Here is an 18,443-nt window from a genome sequence, read left to right as displayed (position 1 = left end):
GAAACTGTCAGATACAATCAGAATGGCTCGCCACTCACAATTATGCGCAATGGCAAAAACGATAGCGGGCTGTACAAAACAATTGACAACCTTTCATTGCTGTATAATGGCAACAGGCTTAGAAAAGTCACCGACAAAGGAGAGCTATGCACAGCCAATGGAACAACTGATTTCAATGATGGCGCAGATGTTGCAACAGAATACACCTACGATGCCTGTGGCTCACTGACAAGTGACGCTAACAAAGGAATTGCAAAGATAAGCTACAATTATTGGGGCACACCAACACTTATACAGTTCACAAACGGCAGTCAGACTAAATACGTTTACGATGCTAATGGCGTAAAGTTAAGGAGAATCCATCTTACCGCAGTGGACAACATAGTAGTGCCTATCAATACAACCGTAAAACTTTCCGAAAACCAAATCCTGACAAGCGACACAACAGATTATCTTGGGGATTTGATATTCGAAAACGGGAAATTAGACAAGATTCTGTTCTCAGGCGGTTATGTCTCCTGCGACGACAATAATTCAAACAAATTCACGTTCCATTATTATGCGAAAGACCATTTGGGAAACAACCGTGCCGTGGTCAGCGAAAGCGGAGCCATAGAGCAGACAACCAACTACTATCCTTTCGGAAACAGCTTCGCGGATGTGGGAAAGAATCCTTCCTTGCAGCAGTACAAATACAACGGCAAGGAGCTTGACCGTATGCACGGGCTGGACCGGTATGACTATGGTGCGAGAAACTATGACCCGGTACTGTTACAATGGAACGGTGTTGACCAGTTGTGTGAGGACTATTACCCTGTCAGTCCGTATGTGTATTGCGCAAACAATCCTATAAGCAATATTGACCCTGATGGGAAAAAGATTGTATTAACAGGCAATCACGTTCAGAACTTAGCAGTATTGACAGAACTGCAAAAACTGACAAACGACCAATTGACCGTAAAACGCAACAGTGGTGTCGTTTTTATTCGCAAACATGGAAACTATTATAATACTAATTTAAATCTTGAGAAAGGCACAGAACTTATTTCTGAGTTGGTGAACCATGAGAGAACAATGGAGGTTGAACCTGGTGAATCAAATAAGGAAACTGACAAATATCGTATGGATGCCATAAATGGAAAGGGCACGGATGTGAAAGTTCTGTATAATTTTCAAATTCTTCCCACACTTCTTACAAGAGATGGGCGAACAGGCAAAAGATTCTATGAGAAAATTCCATTTCATATCGCACTGGGGCATGAACTGATTCATGGCCACAGGGCGATGAATGGAGTAGCAAAGAACCTTAATAAAACAGCAACGTATCAATACATGGATACTGATGGGGAACTTTACCAAACAACGGCACCAATGGAAGAGTTAGAGACTGTGGGTATTATAGGTGGCTATAAATTCACAGAGGATCTACTGCGTGAAGACCATGAAATAAAAGAGAGATTAAAGCATGAAAGTGAAATCCATTTTCAATTTAAAAACAAATGAATTATGAAAAATACAGTTTTATTTGCGGTGCTACTCTTTGTGGCATGTTGTTACATATCATGTAAGAAACATGAACCTTCCGAGAATGGTATCCTATGTCGTTACATATTAATAGACGAAAGATTAGGTGATAGGTATAGGCATTTTTTGATTGAGGTAACTGATAGCGGATTAATGAAAGTATCAATGGGGCTATTGCGAGATGAATTCTATAGCGAAATTTTATACGAAGATAGTGTAATGAATGGAACGTTATCTAAATATGATGTTTTTTCAGAGGTTGGAGATTGCAAGCAGAGGCAATTGACGGAAACAGAATTGGAACAAGTGAAAGTATGTGTTGCTAAAACTGCAAATTTAGAACCGTGCAATGTCTTTATTGAAATGGGGTTTAAAGATGCATTTGAAATTGTAGCTATTATAGGAGAAAAGAAATATGCTTATGTTGATGTTCCTTACGAGGAACTTACAACTTTACTTAATATCCTTTTGGATTTATCTCCTATAGATATAAGGAAAAAGTATAGTTTACCATTAGAATTTACAACAGTAGAAGAAGCACTAAAGCGTGGTGATTTTTTTCATGAGTCTTATCTTAATAACGTAAGGCGGAAATCTTGGTGGGAAAGAACAAAAGGGTGGTTTGAGTAATCAATTCCAAGATATGACAAATCAATGTAACAGTATTATGAGCAACTATGTATTCAAATGTGACTAATGCCGTTTATGATAATCCCAACGTAGGTGAAGGGCACTATAATGAGGTTGTAGGCTACAATTCTAACGGTGCATATACATTGAATTCACCAGCATGCCATCTGCTGTCGTTGGTGTCAGGCGTTCCCGAAAACTATATAAGGAATGCTCAAATAATGCAACGTGGCCTTGGACACTATTATCCATTATATAGTTCAAATGATGGAGGAGGCGCAATTATATTATATAGAATCAATCAAGGAAGGCTCTAAATTAAAGTACGAGGGCATGACAGAAAACGAGGCATTAGGAAGCGTTTTGTCGCACGAAGCTGTTCATTGTACTGATATTAATGAAATAGATGCTGATTTAAAGTATGAGTCAAAACATGGCAGGCATCCACGTCCTAATCGTGAAGATAAAACAAAAGAAATCGAAGACAAAATAAAGGAAGAACTAAAACGTCTTTGTGGAATGTAACAAATACGTTTTAATGCCAGCAATCGCAAGCATTTTAATAATTAAAATCACAAAATATGATTAAGTCCATTACAATAAAAATAACAGTCATTGTTCTGTTCATGACATGGTTTAATTCCCCGATAAACGCACAACGCTATTGGTTCCAGTGGATGAATGTCCCTGACAGTATTTCTGAAAAGCTGGTATCTGCATATGGAAGTTACGATGTGGGAGCTGGTCGTAATGTCTCTCGTTTAGGAAGCTATGATGATTTCGAATTTGAAAACGGAATATATGCCTATAAGGGTATGGGGCCTCATTACCCTGTTAAGAATTATCTTTACTACGACAAACAACTATTTTTTTTCATGCATCGTCATATCGTGACCCGTTGTCTTTCATGAAGGAGTGGAATACATATATTCGAAAACATGATATGCCAAGAGAAGACATTGCGTATTTATCGGCAACAATATTAGCTCATATTGGTCATGACAGTTACTCAGACACATTCAAAGATTCCATCGCATATTATGTAAATATCATGCTTGATTCTTGCAATATTAGCGAGATTAAGGCAACAATAGACTCTATTTCTTTAGAAAAAGTGTTTGCATATAACAACTTGGAAAGCATTGAGTATAAAGAGATTAAAATAGTCCCTGAGTTTTTGCGTGGCAAATGGTATGTCCAGACTCGGCTGCTGAAAAAGAGAGAAGATGGCGAAATTCGTTATAGTCAAAGGCCAGATGGTGATATGCCTGAAATAGAACTGTATAGCAATGGTGACGGAAAGATATGCAATGACGAATTGGATAATCATTTCAGATGGTCGTATAGAGGTGATGATATTAGATTTATGGATATAGGGCAAGGTCTTTTCCTCGAAAGAAACATCTCATTACGCTTAAACACCGCATTCCGGCATAACAACAAGCTATTCATAGAATTGAAGGGAAAAAACATTGTGTATGTGCTTTCTAAAAAAGATGGGGATGGTGTAGCTCCGGAAACAAAAGAGCCGACATATAGAATTAACAGAAAATTATCATCAAAAAGAGCGTGGCGCAAACGAATAAAAGAATGGTTTGATTAATTTTAGTCTGTCATTAAATACATCCATGGGAAGACATTCTGCATCATGTGACATGGTGATAAGTAGCTATTCAAATTATTTTCCAACAGTTACTTATTGAGGAGGAAAAACATTGATTTTTATACAGATACATTTCTGACACGATGAACATGTACACATAGAACGGAAGAACAAAAACCGGCGTTTTGTATCACAATCCTTGATACAAAACGCCGGCAAATCGTTCAGAAAGAGTAGTTGAATCCGAGGGAAAGATACTCCTTCAACTGGAAATATCCGTAATCTTCATCACGCTTTGTACTATCATCAAACCTTGGGTAGACAAAGAGCTTCGTGGAGATGAATCGTGAAACCTGCAACGTGAGAGTGTTCTCCCACTCCACCTGACTGCGCTTGTAAGACGTGAAACCATAAAGGCGTGTCTGCCATTTCACCATTTTCGAGAACTGCCATGTCAAGTCTGCAGTAAGCGTGGAACCGTAGTCCCATTGCGAGTGCTTGCCCACCTTCACGTCATCCACCAAATCGTGAACTCCATTTCTCAATGCACAGTCAAGACGGTCATAATATTTCAGATTGGCAGATACAGGAGAAATATTGAAAGTTCCCGTCAGCTTGTTGTTGCACCATGAGACTTTGTAGTCCATACCGAGAGAGAGGTTAAGATTCAACGGTGAAAGGAAATCTGAATACACCGTCTCATCATTGTTCTTGAATCCACGCGTGAACTGTGTCTGCGCTATCATCTGCAATGTATAGTACCAGCGTTTCGTTGCCTGCACGCCAAGTTTTGAGGTAAGACGGATAAGGTCTTCGCTACTCTTGTATTTATGTACAGAGTCCTCACGGGATGACTGCATACCAAGCTTCATTTCCAAATTGTTGTCCCACTTGACTTTGTCCTTGTCGTTATAATTAGCCTGCAATGTCACGGCTCCAATCATGGCATAGTTCGACTCTCCGCCTTTATGCCAGTTGTCTGAGACATAATTCTGGAGGAATTGCAACGAGTAATCACCAAAGAAAGTCCAGAAATTTGGCCTTACGACAAACAAGTCGACATTTCCGGCACCAACTGATGGCTCGGAATTGTCATTCTCTGTAGGTTTGAACACTTCGTCATCCTCAGCCTGATGCGTGAAATCAACATCCTTGTGCACAGGAACTGTCGGCGAGAAAACTATCCCACCATCCTTGCGCAACTTGCCTTCACTGTCCCTGACAAGTTCCGGATGTTCCAGGTATGTCCTCATCATCAGAGTGTCATAGGACATTGCAAGAGAGTCTTTGCTGTCCAAGGCAAAAATACGGTGGGCGACATCATAATAGTATGTCACCGGAAAGAGCTTCCTTTGGGCACATACATCGGCACAAAGAAGCATCAGCAGCAGGAAAAGGAATTGTTTTTTATACATTTATTCAAAATTATGAGTGCAAAGGTACTAATTTTAATTAATATTAGAGAATTAAGAATTGAGTTTTTTGGATAATTAGTTCTATTTTTGTAAATTTGCACGAATTTTATCTTATAGATAATAAAAGGCAGCATGCCGTAACGTTAAAATGACAATGCTGTGCACAGACAACGGTTTTCGTGGTGAACGGCATGGATATTTTCTGAAACAATAAAAAACAATCAAAAATAACAATGGACAAAAACACTATCACAGGATTTGTGCTTATTGCAGTTGTGCTCATCGGTTTCGGGTGGTACAACCAGCCTTCGGCGAAACAGATTGCCGAGGCGGCACGACAAGATTCTATCGCAAAGGTTGAGAAACTGAAAGCCGAGAACCTTAAGAAAGCGGCTGACGCTGCGGCACTGAAAGCAAAGGAGATTGCGGACAGCGACACTACAGCTCTGTTCTACAAGGCTCTCCGTGGCACTGCCAAGAATGTCACTCTCAAGAACAGCAAGCTCGAACTTACTTTCTCTACACAAGGGGCGGTGGTCAAGAAAGCTGTCATAAAGAACTTCAAGGATAAGGACGGCAACAAGGATGTCACCCTCTTTGAGGGCAAGGACCAGCAGCTGAAATACATGTTTGAGGGCAAAGAGCAAAACATCAACACTGCAGAATTGTTCTTCACACCTTCACAAGTGACAGACAGCACTGTGACATTCACTGCCGAAGCAGCTCCGGGCAAAGAGATTGTCATAGCTTACCAGCTTGGCAAAGACTATCTGCTCCACTCGCAGCTCCGTGTCATCGGCATGTCAGGAATGTTCTCGCCTTCAACGAAATATATGGACATCGAATGGACAGAACGCTGCAAGCAGCAGGAGAAAGGCTTTATTTTTGAGAACCGCTATGCTTCTCTGACATATCATTTCACAGACGGCGGCACTGACTATCTCAACGAGACCAGCCAAAAAGTCGATGAACCTATCGAGGAGGCTACAGACTGGGTGGCATTCAAGAACCAGTTCTTCTCTGCTGTGATGATTGCACGTGACAATTATCAGGAGAACGCACTCATGACAAGCATTCCACACGAAAAGGGCGGCGGTTATCTCAAGGATTATACAGCACGCCTGAAGACACAGTTTGACCCAACCGGAACACGCGCTTCTGAATTTGAGTTCTACTACGGACCAAATGATTTCCGACTGCTTCAGGATGTTGAGAAGGAGTCCACTTTCGGCAAAGACCTCGAACTGGAACGACTTGTCTACCTCGGATGGCCGCTCTTCCGCATCATCAACCGCTGGTTCACCCTCTATGTCTTTGACTGGCTCACAGCACTCAACATACCGATGGGCATTGTGATTATCCTTATCACTCTGATTCTCAAAGCCATCACTTATCCGATGGTGAAGAAGAGCTACATGTCCTCTGCAAAGATGCGTGTGCTGCGCCCTATCCTGAATGAAAAGACAAAGCACCTCAACAAGCCTGAGGACCAGATGAAGAAGCAGCAGGAAATGATGCTCCTCCAGCAGAAATACGGAGTAAGCATGATGTCAGGCTGCCTCCCAATGCTCATACAGATGCCTATCTGGATTGCGATGTTCAATTTCGTCCCTAACGCCATACAGCTCCGCGGACAGTCATTCCTGTGGATAGACGACCTTTCCACATACGACCCTATCATTGAATGGCACACAAACCTGTGGCTTATCGGTGATCACCTCTCACTGACATGTATCCTCTTCTGTATCGCAAACCTTGTCTACTCTTGGTTTACAATGCAGCAGCAGAAGGATCAGATGATTGGCACTCCGGAACAGCAGCAGTCAATGAAGATGATGCAGTACATGATGTTCCTCATGCCGCTGATGTTCTTCTTCATGTTCAACGACTACTCTTCAGGCTTGAACTTCTACTATTTCGTGTCATTGTTCTGCTCCGCTACGATTATGTTCGTGCTCCGCAAGACAACCGATGACGAGAAACTTCTTGCAAAACTTCAGGCTGTCTACAAAGAGAACGAGGCCAACCCTAAGAAACTCGGCGGACTTGCAGGCAGACTGCAGAAGATGCAGGAACAGCAGGCAGAACTTGAGCGCAAGCGTCAGGAAATAAGAAACAAACGCATGGGAAAATGATAAAGACATTAATCACAGCAGCATTGTTTGCCATGACAGCGACAACAGCAAACGCAGACATCATAGGAAAGGTGGACGCCAAGACTTTGGGAACAAAGGTCATGACACCTGAGGCATTGTGGGCAATGGGCAGAATCTCAGCCTCTGCTCCCTCTCCTGACGGCAAATGGGTTGTCTATCAAGTGGGCTACTATTCCGTAAAGGAGAACAAAAGCCACCATGTGCTGTACATCATCAGCACAGACGGTGGCAATGCAACTCTCCTTACACTATCTGCCGACAACGAGACCGACCCGTCATGGATTGAGGGAGGAAAGCGGATTGCATTCCTTTCCAACAACGGTGGCAGTTCACAGCTTTGGTCAATGAATCCTGACGGCACTGACCGCAAGAAACTGACAAACGACAAACTTGATATTGAGGGCTACAAGTTCTCCCCTGACGGAAGCAAGGTGATATTTGTAAAGTCTTTGCCTTACAACGACATCATACAACCTAAGCACAAGGATTTGCCAAAGGCTTCCGGCATGGTTATCGACGACCTCAACTATCGTCACTGGGACCATTATGTGACTTCCAATGCACATCCGTTTGTTGCAGATGTCAATGCCCGGCAGACTATCGGCGAAGGCAAGGACATTCTTGAAGGAGAACCTTACGAATGCCCTATGGCACCATTCGGAGGTGTGGAGCAACTCAACTGGAGCCCTGACTCAAAATCCATCGCATATACATGCAGGAAAAAGACAGGACGCGACTATGCTATCTCCACAGACTCTGACATCTACCTCTATGACACAACCACAGGCACAACAAAGAACCTGTGCAAGTCTGCGGGATTCAAGCAACCGGAGGTTGATGCCACAAAGACAATGGCAACGCAGGAGATAAACTCTGAGAAATATGCCGATGAGAACATGGGATATGACACAAACCCTGCATTCTCTCCTAACGGCAAATACGTTGCATGGCAGTCTATGGCACGCGACGGATATGAGTCCGACCGCAACCGTCTTTGCATCCTTGACCTTGCCACCGGCAAGAAAAGCTATGTCACAGAGTCATTTGACTCTAACGTGGATGATTTCTGCTGGAACACAGACTCACGCACATTATATTATATAGGTGTATGGCACGGATGCGTGAACCTGTATAAGACTGACCTCAATGGCAAAGTTGTGCAGCTAACAGATGACAAGATGGACTTCGGTTCTGTCAAGATGATGAAGTCAAAACTTCTCATGAGCCGTCACAGCATGTCACAAGGTGACGAGCTTTACATCGTCACTCCGGGCAAAAACATCAAGTCAACGGCTATCTGCCAGTTGACACACGAGAACACTGATTTCTACAAACAGCTGGAGTTCGGTGAGGTTGAGCCACGCTGGTCAAAGACGACCGACGGAAAGGACATGCTCTCATGGATTATCCTTCCTCCGAACTTTGACCCGAACAAGAAGTACCCAACACTGCTGTTCTGCGAGGGTGGTCCTCAAAGCCCTGTCAGCCAGTTCTGGTCTTACCGTTGGAATTTCCAGATTATGGCAGCAAACGGCTATATCATCGTAGCTCCAAACCGTCGCGGACTGCCGGGATTCGGTCAGGAATGGCTGGAGGAAATCTCAGGCGACTGGACAGGTCAGTGCATGAAGGACTATCTCACTGCCATTGATGACGCCTGCACGCTGCCGTACGTTGACAAAGACCGTCTCGGCTGTGTGGGAGCAAGTTTCGGAGGATTCTCTGTCTATTGGCTTGCAGGTCATCATGACAAGCGTTTCAAAGCGTTCATTTCACATGACGGAGCTTTCAACCTTGAGTCCATGTACACTGACACAGAGGAAGCCTGGTTCTCAAACTGGGAGTATGACGACGCACCTTGGAACCGCGACATGACAGCACGCGCAAAAAGGACTTACGACAATTCCCCTCACAAGTTTGTAGACAAATGGGACACACCTATCCTCTGCATACAAGGCGAGATGGACTATCGCATCAACACAAATCAGGGACTTGGCGCATTCAACGCTGCACGCATGCGCGGCATTCCTGCCCAATTGCTTGTTTTCCCTGACGAGAATCACTGGGTACTTAAACCACAGAACGGCATTCTTTGGCAGAGAACATTCTTTGGTTGGTTAAACAAATGGTTAAAAGATTAATTAAACAATGGAAAATACAGAAGAGAAAAAGGAGTCATTGAACTTCATCGAACAGATTGTAAAGAAAGACCTTGCCGAAGGAAAGAACGGCGGACGCTTGCAGACTCGCTTCCCACCGGAGCCAAACGGCTATCTGCACATCGGTCACGCCAAAGCAATTGCCATGGATTTCGGTGTGGCACAGAAATTCGGCGGTGTATGCAATCTTCGTATGGACGATACCAATCCACAGAAAGAGGATACCGAATACGTTGAGGCTATAAAGAGAGACATAGAATGGCTCGGCTTCAAATGGGGCAAACTTGTTTATGCTTCTGATTATTTTCAGGAGCTATGGGACTTCGCCGTATGGTGCATAAAGACCGGCAAGGCTTATGTTGACGAGCAGTCCGCTGAGACTATCGCAGCGCAGAAAGGCACACCTACAACTCCGGGCACAAACTCTCCTTTCCGTGACCGCCCTGTGGAAGAAAGCCTGAAACTCTTTGAAGAGATGAACAGCGGCAATATGGAACCGGGCAAAATGGTGCTGCGTGCAAAAATTGACATGACATCGCCAAACATGCACTTCCGCGACCCGTTCATGTACCGTGTGCTTAACATGGAACACTGGCGCACCGGCAACAAGTGGAACGCCTACCCTATGTATGACTTCACTCACGGACAGTCAGACTATCTTGAAGGCGTAACCCACTCAATCTGCACACTTGAGTTTGTTCCTCACCGCGACCTCTACGACCTCTTCGTCACTTGGATTAAGGAATGGAAAGGCGAGACCGACAACATCGAGGACAACCGCCCACGCCAGTTTGAGTTCAACAAACTGAATCTCAACTACACTCTGATGTCAAAGCGCAACCTCCTTATCCTTACAAAAGAAGGTGTTGTGAACGGTTGGGACGACCCTCGCATGCCGACCATCTGCGGCATACGTCGTCGTGGCTACTCTCCTGAATCAATACTTAAGTTCATTGACTCCATCGGATATACAACATTCGATGCTCTCAATGACATAAAACTTATGGAAGCAGCCGCACGTGCAGACCTTAACGAGCGTGCAACACGAGTGTCATGCGTACTCGACCCGGTGAAAGTTATCATCGAAAACTATCCTGAAGGACAGTCCGAGGAGCTGGAAGTCGTAAACAATCCGGAGCGTCCTGAGGACGGCACACACACAATAACATTCTCACGCGAGCTTTGGATAGAGCGCGACGACTTCAAGGCTGAGCCGGACAAGAAGTTCTTCCGTATGTACCCTGGCAAGGAAACACGACTGAAAGGTGCGTATATCCTCAACTGCACAGGTTTCAAGGCAAACGAGAACGGCGATGTTGAAGAGATTTACTGCACTTATGACCCTGATTCCAAGGCAGGCACTCCGGGTGCAGACCGTAAGGTAAAAGGTACGATCCACTGGGTAAGCTGCGCACATTGCGTACCGGCAGAGGTTCGCAACTATGAGTGCCTTTGGACATGCGAGAATCCGCGTGACGCTATCAAGCTGTATGAGAAAGAGAACGGTGTTCGTGGCATCGATGCTATGCGTCCGTTCATCAATCCGAACTCACTCAGCATCAACAAGAATGCTTACATCGAAAAGTTCGCACAGGGTCTACCTGCACTGTCATACTTGCAGTTCAACCGTATCGGCTACTTTAACGTCGACACAGACTCCACAGCAGAGCATCTTGTGTTCAACTCTACAGTAGGACTTAAGGAGAACAAGAGAAAGTAATCCATAACGCATACTGATTTGCATAGACTTAGAAACGTTTCATAACATGACTGAAATATTCGGATTTCTTTTAGACCAGTTGAACTATCTCAATGTGTTCATACTGATGACCATCGAGAGCACGTTCATCCCATTCCCTTCCGAGATTGTCCTCCCTCCGGCAGCATACAACGCCCATGCGACAGGTGAGCAGAATGTCTTTCTGCTCATCCTCGCAGCCACGGCAGGTGCTGACGCAGGTGCAGCTATCAACTATTTCCTGTCACTCTATCTTGGCAGACCGATGATTTATGCCTTTGCCAACAGCAAATGGGGACATCGGTGTCTGCTCAACGAAGAGAAAATACAGAAAGCAGAAAGATATTTTGACGAACATGGAGTGTTCGCCACACTTACAGGACGCCTCGTGCCGGTAGTGCGCCAACTCATCTCCATTCCTGCGGGATTGGCAAGGATGAACTTCTTCAAGTTTATCCTCTTCACCACCATCGGAGCCGGAATATGGAACTGCATTCTCGCCGCTATAGGCTGGTACTTGCAGACTATCGTACCAAAGGAACAACTGATGGACAAAGTCAACGAGTACAGCGAGTATATTAAAATAGCAATCCTCGGCATCATTGTCATCGCTGCCGGCTACTTTTTAATAAAGAAACTGCTCAAAAAGACAAAATAAAAGAAACTTAAACCTATAACTTATGAACAACCTGTCAAACCTCAACCCGAAAGATTTCAAGACAGAAATCAACGGAAAGAAAACCGAGCTGTATATCCTGCGCAATATCAAAGGATATGAGTGTGCCATAGCAAATTATGGCGGAGCCATCGTTTCACTCATGGTTCCTGACAAGGACGGTCAGATAGCAGATGTCATACAGGGACACGACAACATCAAGGATGTCATCAACTCTGCCGAGCCTTATCTCTCGACACTCATCGGACGCTTTGGCAACCGCATCTGCAAAGGTCGTTTCACTCTCAACGGCAAGGATTACCAGCTTGCCATAAACAACGGACCAAACGCCCTCCACGGCGGACCGACCGGCTACCATGCACAAGTGTGGGACGCCATACAGATGAACGAGCAGACTCTTGTCCTCAAACTCAATTCTCCATACGGAGACGAGGGATTCACAGGAGAAATGAGCATCACCGTCGAGTACACATGGACTGACGACAATGAGCTGATATTGGATTACATGGCGACAACAAACAAGAAGACCATCGTCAATCTCACGCATCACGCTTTCTTCTCCCTTGCCGGTGTCGCAAACCCTACACCGACAATCGACGACCTTCTCTGTGAGGTGAACGCTGATTTCTATCTCCCTACCGACGAGACATCCATCCCTACCGGAGAGATTCTCAAGGTCGAGGGCACACCGTTCGACTTCCGCACACAGAAGCCTATCGGACAGGACATTGACGCTGACGATGAGCAGATAAAGAACGGCAACGGCTACGACCACTGCTTCGTCCTCAACAAGAAGGAAGTCGGCGAGCTCTCTTTTGCTGCACGCATCGTAGAACCTAACAGCGGAAGAACCATGGAGTGCTGGACAACAGAACCGGGAGTGCAGATGTACACCGACAACTATGCCACAGGCTACGCCATACAGCACGGATGCACAGCACCGCGCCGTTCTGCTATCTGCTTCGAGGCACAGCATTTCCCTGACTCACCAAACCGCCCGTATTTCCCGCCGGTGGTACTCAACCCGGGTGAGGAATACACACAGCGTACCGTCTACAAGTTCGGCACACTGTAAGAGCAAGCATAAGTGGACAAAAGATGCCAAAGAAACTCATGGTACCTTTTGTCCATTTCAAGAACCACAATATTCACTAACAAAACATCACCTAACTTTTGAAACTTATGGAAACAGATTACATCAGAAGCCGCTTCATCAAGCATTTTGACGGAAAGACAGGCAACATCTACGCATCACCGGGACGCATCAACCTCATCGGTGAGCATACAGACTATAACGGAGGCTTCGTATTCCCGGGTGCAGTAAACTACTGCATCATGGCGGAAGTTCGTCCAAACGGCACAAACAAGGTACTCGCCTACTCCATCGACCTGAAGGACCGCGTGGAGTTTGACATCGACGACCCTAAAGGACCAAGCGCAACTTGGGCACGATTCATCTACGGCATGTGCCGTGAGATGAAAGCACTCGGCGTTGACGTGAAAGGCTTCAACACAGCCTTCGCAGGCGACATCCCACTCGGTGCCGGCATGTCATCTTCTGCAGCCCTTGAAAGCTGCTTTGCCTATGCACTCAATGATTTGTTCGGCGACAACAAAGTATCCAAGTGGGACATGGTACTTGCAGGACAGGCAACAGAGCACAAGTACATCGGATGCAACTGTGGCATCATGGACCAGTTTGCCAGTATGTTCGGGCAGGAAGGCAAGCTCATGCGCCTTGACTGCGACAGCCGTGAGTTTGAATATTTCCCATTCAACCCTGAAAAGGCAGGCTACAAGGTTGTGCTTCTAAACTCACGCGTAAAGCACGAACTCAGTGGCAGCCCATACAACGACCGACGCAACTCTTGCGAGAATGTAGTGAAAGCCGTAAACGAGAAATTCCCGGAGCTCAATGCAAAGACTCTCCGCAACTGCACATGGGAGCATCTTGAAGCTGTCCGCGACACCGTCTCTGCCGAGGACATCAAGCGCGCTACCTTCGTGCTCGGTGAGAAAGACCGTGTACTCGGAGTGTGCAATGCTTTGGAGAAAGGCGACTACGAGGAAGTGGGACGCCTCATGTACCTCACACACGACGGACTGTCCAAAGATTACGAGGTCAGTTGCGAGGAACTCGACTATCTCAACGACATAGCACGTGAGTGTGGCGTGACCGGCAGCCGCATCATGGGCGGTGGCTTCGGAGGCTGCACAATAAACCTCTTGAAGACAGACCTTTATGACAATTTCATAAAGACAGCAAAAGAGAAATTCTCCGCAAAATACGGCCACGAACCGATTGTCATCGATGTTGTCATTGGCAACGGCTCACGGAAAGTATGCTAACCCGCAACACAACGGATTCTGCTTAATAACACAAGCAACCATATCCACTAATCATACAATGCTCCGTCTGCAGCTGTAATGGCATTGCAGAGGGAGCATTGTTTTTTACCGGACAACAATAATAAAGTTACTTCCAAAGTCTGTAGAGTATCAATCTGTTTTTGTCAATATGCAAGCAAAACAGCATTATAGCGTGCAAAACGACAGGAATATTTGCACTTTTGGCAAACATAAAATCCAACAAACGTTAAAATACTATTTGTATAAGGAAAGATAAGACTTTGTATGGTCAAGCGTTACCTTTCACTAAGCCAAACGTTACCTTTTATCATGCAAAAGACAACCGTTCATTGTGTCACTGTTTACATTTTGCATTTGCAACCAAACTATTTTCAATAAACATCCTTTATTTCCCATAGCATTTAGTTAAGAAACCATAATTATGACCGTATAAATTCGTGGATATTATTATTTCTTATTACCTTTGCAATCGCTTTTGAGAAAGCAACGTATGGCAAGCTATCACGGCAAGTCATTTCCACACGGGCGAGTCTCATACGACCAGCTCCCTCGGAACTCCCCCAGGGCTTGATCGCAGCAAGGGTACTTGGTTGTAGCGGTGCGATGTGAGTAGCTCGTCCACCCGCCTCTTTAGCTCAGTTGGCCAGAGCACGTGATTTGTAATCTCGGGGTCGTTGGTTCGAATCCGACAAGAGGCTCACAAAAAGGAATCATCTCTGCGAGGTGATTCCTTTTTTAGTTAAAGATACACCACTTATTTACACAAAAAAGAGAAACATTTTGCTCACAAAGCCAGAATACATACAACTTAAGGCATACGCGCGCCTGCACGGTACAATTATGGGACTGCTATGGATTGCCGGTTTTGCATGCTTCGTTGGAAGCATCTCCGAGCCGGTTCTGTCCTTCTTCTTCAATTTCACAATCATCTTCATCCCATTCCTCGCAGCTTCCTTCGTACGCTACTACCGCGACAGAGTGTTGGGAGGAATGCTCAGTTTCCGGCGCGCCTACTGCTACTCACTGCTGATTTTCTTCTACGCAACGCTACTGCTTGCCATAGCACAGTGGGCATACTTTGAGTTCCTTGACCAAGGCAGGATGCTCGGAAGCATGACAAGAATGATAAGCACACCGGAATTCGCACCGGTTCTGGAAGCCTACAAAGTGTCCAAAGAGGAAGTCCTTGCACAGCTGAACATCCTCTCCGAGACACGCCCGATAGACTTTGCATTCACATTCATGTGGATGAACATCTTTTTCGGTGTAATCCTCAGCTGGTTCATCGCACTTTTCACCAAAAGAAGTGTGGCAAGAACCGGCAAACAGTAACACAGCCTTTGCCGTGAACAAGAGTGAATCTCGCTTCTTGAAGATGCGGCACAAAAACATAACAAAGAAATGAATCTTTCCGTCATCATACCACTCTTCAACGAGGAAGAGTCACTACCGGAACTGCATGCGTGGATAGCCCGTGTATGCAACGAAAACAAATTGTCCTATGAAGTGATATTCGTCAACGACGGTTCAACAGACCACTCATGGGATGTCATAGAGCAACTTGCCGCCAACAATCCTGAGGTGCGTGGCATAAAGTTCCGCCGCAACTACGGCAAGTCCCCTGCCCTCTTCTGCGGATTCGACCAGGCTGAGGGCGATGTAGTCATCACCATGGATGCCGACTTGCAGGATTCCCCTGACGAGATTCCGGGGCTCTACCGCATGATCAAGGAGGAAGGCTACGACCTTGTCAGCGGCTACAAGATGAACCGCTCCAAGGGTGACCCGCTATCCAAAACCATTCCTACCAAACTCTTCAACGCCACCGCACGGAAAGTGTCGGGCATACACAACCTCCACGACTTCAACTGCGGACTGAAGGCCTACCGCAAGGAGGTGGTGAAGAATATTGAGGTTTACGGAGAAATGCACCGCTACATCCCTTATCTTGCCAAGAATGCCGGATTCACAAAGATAGGCGAAAAGCTCGTGCATCATCAGGCGCGCAAATACGGCACATCGAAGTTCATGGGCTGGAACCGCTTTGTCAACGGCTACCTCGACCTCATGACACTGTGGTTTCTCTCAGCGTTCGGCCGCAAGCCGATGCATGTGTTCGGATTTCTCGGCTCACTGATGTTCTTTATCGGGTTTGTAGCTGTTGTACTGCTTGGCGCAGACAAGCTTTACTGCCTCTCGGCAGGCATTCCGCAGCGACTCATCACCGACTCGCCTTATTTCTTCATCTCCCTGACAATGATGATTATCGGCACACAACTTTTCCTTGCCGGATTCTTAGGCGACCTCATCTCCCGCACATCGCAGGGACGCAATGACTACCTGATAGAGAAAACCGTATAAGCACAAGCGGCAAGCGACCTTGCCATACAGCGGAACTTTCATACACAAAACCAGACACGTGAAAAGGAAACTTCTCATATTCTTGACAGCATTCTCTGCGCTCACAGCCACAGCACAGACAACGGAAGAGACACCGGACAATAAAGTGCCTTTCCTCGAAAGCATTTCCGTGGGCATAGACCTCATGGGACCGATAAGGCGCGCGATGAGTGACCGAGGTGAATACCAAGCCACCGTACAAGCCCACATAAAGGGATTGTTCCTGCCTACAGTAGAGGTGGGCTACGGCACAGCGGACAGATATGACGCCGATACGTACACTTCCTACAAGACAAAAGCACCATTCGGGCGCATTGGATGTGACTTCAACATCCTCAAAAACCGCCACGATGACTATCGGCTGACTGTCGGCATGCGCTACGGCATAACATCCTTTGACTACGATACGACAGCTCCCGTCCTTGAAGAGACGCCGCCAACCGGTGGAGAGACAGAACCCGGCGAAGACACCCCGGCACCTGCCAACAATGTAATAAAAGACTACCAAACGACCTCGGAGAAATGCACACTGCAATGGGTGGAAATAGTATTCGGTGCCGATGCGAAAGTCTGGGGACCGCTACACATGGGATGGTCACTGCGCTACCGCCGCAAGCTGAGTTGCTCCGACTACACAAACATTCCACTCTACGCACCGGGCTACGGAAGAGGTACGGAATCATCACGTTGGATGGCATTGTACAACATAAGCATCCAATTCTGACATAACAGAACACAAAACCTAAGCAAAACATTGGACAAGAACAAAAGACTCCTATGGCAGCTGCCGGCACTTGCACTCCTCATCGTCGGCACAGTCATCATCATACGCCAGCAGCAAACCATGCCTTATCAGCACGATGAAGGTATGGTTTTCGGCACATTCTACAGCATAACCTACCAGCACGACAAGAATCTGAAGAAAGAGATTGAGGCAGAGCTTCAGAAAGTGGACAACTCACTTTCAACATTCAACAAACGCTCCGTAATCTCAGCCATAAACCGCAACGAACGCGTGGAAATCGACCAAATGTTCCTCAATGTGTTTGACCTTGCGAAACAAATAAGCAAGGACACCGATGGTGCATTCGACATAACCGTTGCACCATTGGTCAATGCGTGGGGATTCGGATTCAAGAACGACTGCCCGCCGACAAAAGAAACGATTGACTCACTGCGCCAGTTTGTAGGATTCGGGAAAGTCTCACTCATCGGGAAAAGCATCAGGAAAAGCAACCCGGACATCATGCTCGACTGCTCCGCCATAGCGAAAGGCTACGGCTCGGATGTCGTGGCACGCTATCTGACCGCCATGGGAATAAAGAACTTCATGGTGGAAATCGGCGGAGAGATTGTCACAAAGGGAATCTCGCCTAAACGACTGCCTTGGAAAATCGGTGTGGAGAAACCTGTCGACGACTCACTCGCACAGAAGAAAGAACTGCAAACAGTGCTTGACATAACCGACATTGCCATGGCAACATCCGGCAATTACCGCAATTTCTACTACAAGGACGGAAAGAAATATGCACACACCATCGACCCAAAGACGGGCTATCCCGTACAACACAGCATCCTCTCTGCCACCGTCCTATGCAAGGAATGCGCACGCGCCGATGCCTACGCGACATCATTCATGGTCATGGGGCTGGAAAAAGCAAAAGAGGTGCTTGCACGCCATAGCGACATGAAGGCATACATCATCTATGACGATAACGGAAAATACAAGGTGTGGAAATCAGAAGGTCTTTGACTTGACTTAGTTAGCAGCG

Annotated in this window: 16 protein-coding genes and 1 tRNA gene; 16 read left to right on the top strand and 1 reads right to left on the bottom strand. The window is 46.0% G+C overall.

Annotated features, from left to right (window positions below; translation table 11 throughout):
* The 5 genes from E5358_RS09550 to E5358_RS09530 all read left to right on the top strand — a co-directional run.
* The coding region (locus tag E5358_RS09550) for an RHS repeat-associated core domain-containing protein (protein WP_277821239.1) at positions 1–1,503 on the top strand (1,503 nt) is incomplete at its 5' end.
* A gap of 3 nt (positions 1,504–1,506) precedes the next feature.
* Complete coding sequence (locus E5358_RS09545; RefSeq protein ID WP_135939963.1) at positions 1,507–2,154, top strand: hypothetical protein; 648 nt, start codon at positions 1,507–1,509, stop codon at positions 2,152–2,154.
* A 333-nt stretch (positions 2,155–2,487) separates the two neighbouring features.
* Entirely contained in the window at positions 2,488–2,679 is a 192-nt protein-coding gene (locus E5358_RS09540) for a hypothetical protein (RefSeq protein WP_277821238.1), read from the top strand.
* 56 nt (positions 2,680–2,735) lie between these two features.
* Positions 2,736–3,065 (top strand): hypothetical protein, encoded by a 330-nt coding sequence (locus E5358_RS09535; RefSeq protein WP_135939961.1) that lies wholly within the window; start codon positions 2,736–2,738, stop codon positions 3,063–3,065.
* A 32-nt stretch (positions 3,066–3,097) separates the two neighbouring features.
* On the top strand, positions 3,098–3,757 hold the full coding sequence (locus E5358_RS09530; protein WP_135939960.1) for a hypothetical protein: 660 nt from the start codon (positions 3,098–3,100) through the stop codon (positions 3,755–3,757).
* 224 nt (positions 3,758–3,981) lie between these two features.
* Here E5358_RS09530 and E5358_RS09525 read toward each other — a convergent pair whose 3' ends face one another.
* Positions 3,982–5,172, bottom strand: coding sequence for a DUF3078 domain-containing protein (locus E5358_RS09525; protein ID WP_135939959.1), 1,191 nt, complete (start codon positions 5,170–5,172; stop codon positions 3,982–3,984).
* 233 nt (positions 5,173–5,405) lie between these two features.
* On the opposite strand from E5358_RS09525, the gene yidC reads away from it, so the two are divergent.
* The 11 genes from yidC (at position 5,406) to E5358_RS09470 (ending at position 18,424) form a co-directional block, all read left to right on the top strand.
* The gene (gene yidC, locus E5358_RS09520) at positions 5,406–7,307 is read left to right on the top strand and encodes a membrane protein insertase YidC (RefSeq protein WP_135939958.1); all 1,902 of its coding nucleotides are present in this window, start codon (positions 5,406–5,408) and stop codon (positions 7,305–7,307) included.
* On the top strand, positions 7,304–9,469 hold the full coding sequence (gene dpp5 / locus E5358_RS09515; protein ID WP_135939957.1) for a dipeptidyl-peptidase Dpp5: 2,166 nt from the start codon (positions 7,304–7,306) through the stop codon (positions 9,467–9,469). The genes yidC and dpp5 overlap by 4 nt, the downstream gene beginning before the upstream one ends.
* Positions 9,470–9,476: 7 nt before the next feature.
* Positions 9,477–11,207 (top strand): glutamine--tRNA ligase/YqeY domain fusion protein, encoded by a 1,731-nt coding sequence (locus E5358_RS09510; RefSeq protein ID WP_135939956.1) that lies wholly within the window; start codon positions 9,477–9,479, stop codon positions 11,205–11,207.
* A gap of 46 nt (positions 11,208–11,253) precedes the next feature.
* Positions 11,254–11,883, top strand: a complete 630-nt coding sequence (locus tag E5358_RS09505) for a DedA family protein (RefSeq protein WP_135939955.1) — start codon at positions 11,254–11,256, stop codon at positions 11,881–11,883.
* A gap of 22 nt (positions 11,884–11,905) precedes the next feature.
* Entirely contained in the window at positions 11,906–12,976 is a 1,071-nt protein-coding gene (locus E5358_RS09500; RefSeq protein WP_135939954.1) for an aldose epimerase family protein, read from the top strand.
* Between the two features lie 107 nt (positions 12,977–13,083).
* Positions 13,084–14,250 carry a galactokinase gene (gene galK, locus E5358_RS09495; protein WP_135939953.1) on the top strand — a complete coding sequence of 389 codons (1,167 nt, stop codon included), beginning with the start codon at positions 13,084–13,086 and terminating at the stop codon, positions 14,248–14,250.
* A gap of 645 nt (positions 14,251–14,895) precedes the next feature.
* Positions 14,896–14,969: transfer RNA gene (locus E5358_RS09490), tRNA-Thr, on the top strand.
* An 82-nt stretch (positions 14,970–15,051) separates the two neighbouring features.
* Positions 15,052–15,603 carry a DUF4199 domain-containing protein gene (locus E5358_RS09485; protein ID WP_135939952.1) on the top strand — a complete coding sequence of 184 codons (552 nt, stop codon included), beginning with the start codon at positions 15,052–15,054 and terminating at the stop codon, positions 15,601–15,603.
* A gap of 69 nt (positions 15,604–15,672) precedes the next feature.
* A complete protein-coding gene (locus E5358_RS09480; protein WP_135939951.1) occupies positions 15,673–16,632 on the top strand; it encodes a glycosyltransferase family 2 protein in 960 nt (319 codons plus the stop codon).
* 58 nt (positions 16,633–16,690) lie between these two features.
* Positions 16,691–17,395 carry a DUF6048 family protein gene (locus tag E5358_RS09475; RefSeq protein ID WP_135939950.1) on the top strand — a complete coding sequence of 235 codons (705 nt, stop codon included), beginning with the start codon at positions 16,691–16,693 and terminating at the stop codon, positions 17,393–17,395.
* Positions 17,396–17,425: 30 nt separating this feature from the next.
* Positions 17,426–18,424, top strand: a complete 999-nt coding sequence (locus tag E5358_RS09470; protein ID WP_135939949.1) for an FAD:protein FMN transferase — start codon at positions 17,426–17,428, stop codon at positions 18,422–18,424.
* Positions 18,425–18,443 lie beyond the last annotated feature (19 nt).

Source organism: Palleniella muris (assembly GCF_004792655.1).
GTDB lineage: Bacteria > Bacteroidota > Bacteroidia > Bacteroidales > Bacteroidaceae > Prevotella > Prevotella muris_A.
The sequence above is the reverse complement of the archived record's forward strand: the minus strand, read 5'-3'. Positions and strand labels throughout refer to the sequence as shown.

What these genes read in the sequence shown, in the direction of transcription:
- dpp5 (WP_135939957.1), top strand. Translation starts at nt 7,304, where the DNA reads ATGATAAAGACATTAATCACAGCAGCATTGTTTGCCATGACAGCGACA.
- E5358_RS09500 (WP_135939954.1), top strand. Translation starts at nt 11,906, where the DNA reads ATGAACAACCTGTCAAACCTCAACCCGAAAGATTTCAAGACAGAAATC.
- E5358_RS09510 (WP_135939956.1), top strand. Translation starts at nt 9,477, where the DNA reads ATGGAAAATACAGAAGAGAAAAAGGAGTCATTGAACTTCATCGAACAG.
- E5358_RS09535 (WP_135939961.1), top strand. Translation starts at nt 2,736, where the DNA reads ATGATTAAGTCCATTACAATAAAAATAACAGTCATTGTTCTGTTCATG.
- E5358_RS09525 (WP_135939959.1), bottom strand. Translation starts at nt 5,172, where the DNA reads ATGTATAAAAAACAATTCCTTTTCCTGCTGCTGATGCTTCTTTGTGCC.
- E5358_RS09530 (WP_135939960.1), top strand. Translation starts at nt 3,098, where the DNA reads ATGCCAAGAGAAGACATTGCGTATTTATCGGCAACAATATTAGCTCAT.
- E5358_RS09540 (WP_277821238.1), top strand. Translation starts at nt 2,488, where the DNA reads ATGACAGAAAACGAGGCATTAGGAAGCGTTTTGTCGCACGAAGCTGTT.
- galK (WP_135939953.1), top strand. Translation starts at nt 13,084, where the DNA reads ATGGAAACAGATTACATCAGAAGCCGCTTCATCAAGCATTTTGACGGA.
- E5358_RS09480 (WP_135939951.1), top strand. Translation starts at nt 15,673, where the DNA reads ATGAATCTTTCCGTCATCATACCACTCTTCAACGAGGAAGAGTCACTA.
- E5358_RS09505 (WP_135939955.1), top strand. Translation starts at nt 11,254, where the DNA reads ATGACTGAAATATTCGGATTTCTTTTAGACCAGTTGAACTATCTCAAT.
- yidC (WP_135939958.1), top strand. Translation starts at nt 5,406, where the DNA reads ATGGACAAAAACACTATCACAGGATTTGTGCTTATTGCAGTTGTGCTC.
- E5358_RS09545 (WP_135939963.1), top strand. Translation starts at nt 1,507, where the DNA reads ATGAAAAATACAGTTTTATTTGCGGTGCTACTCTTTGTGGCATGTTGT.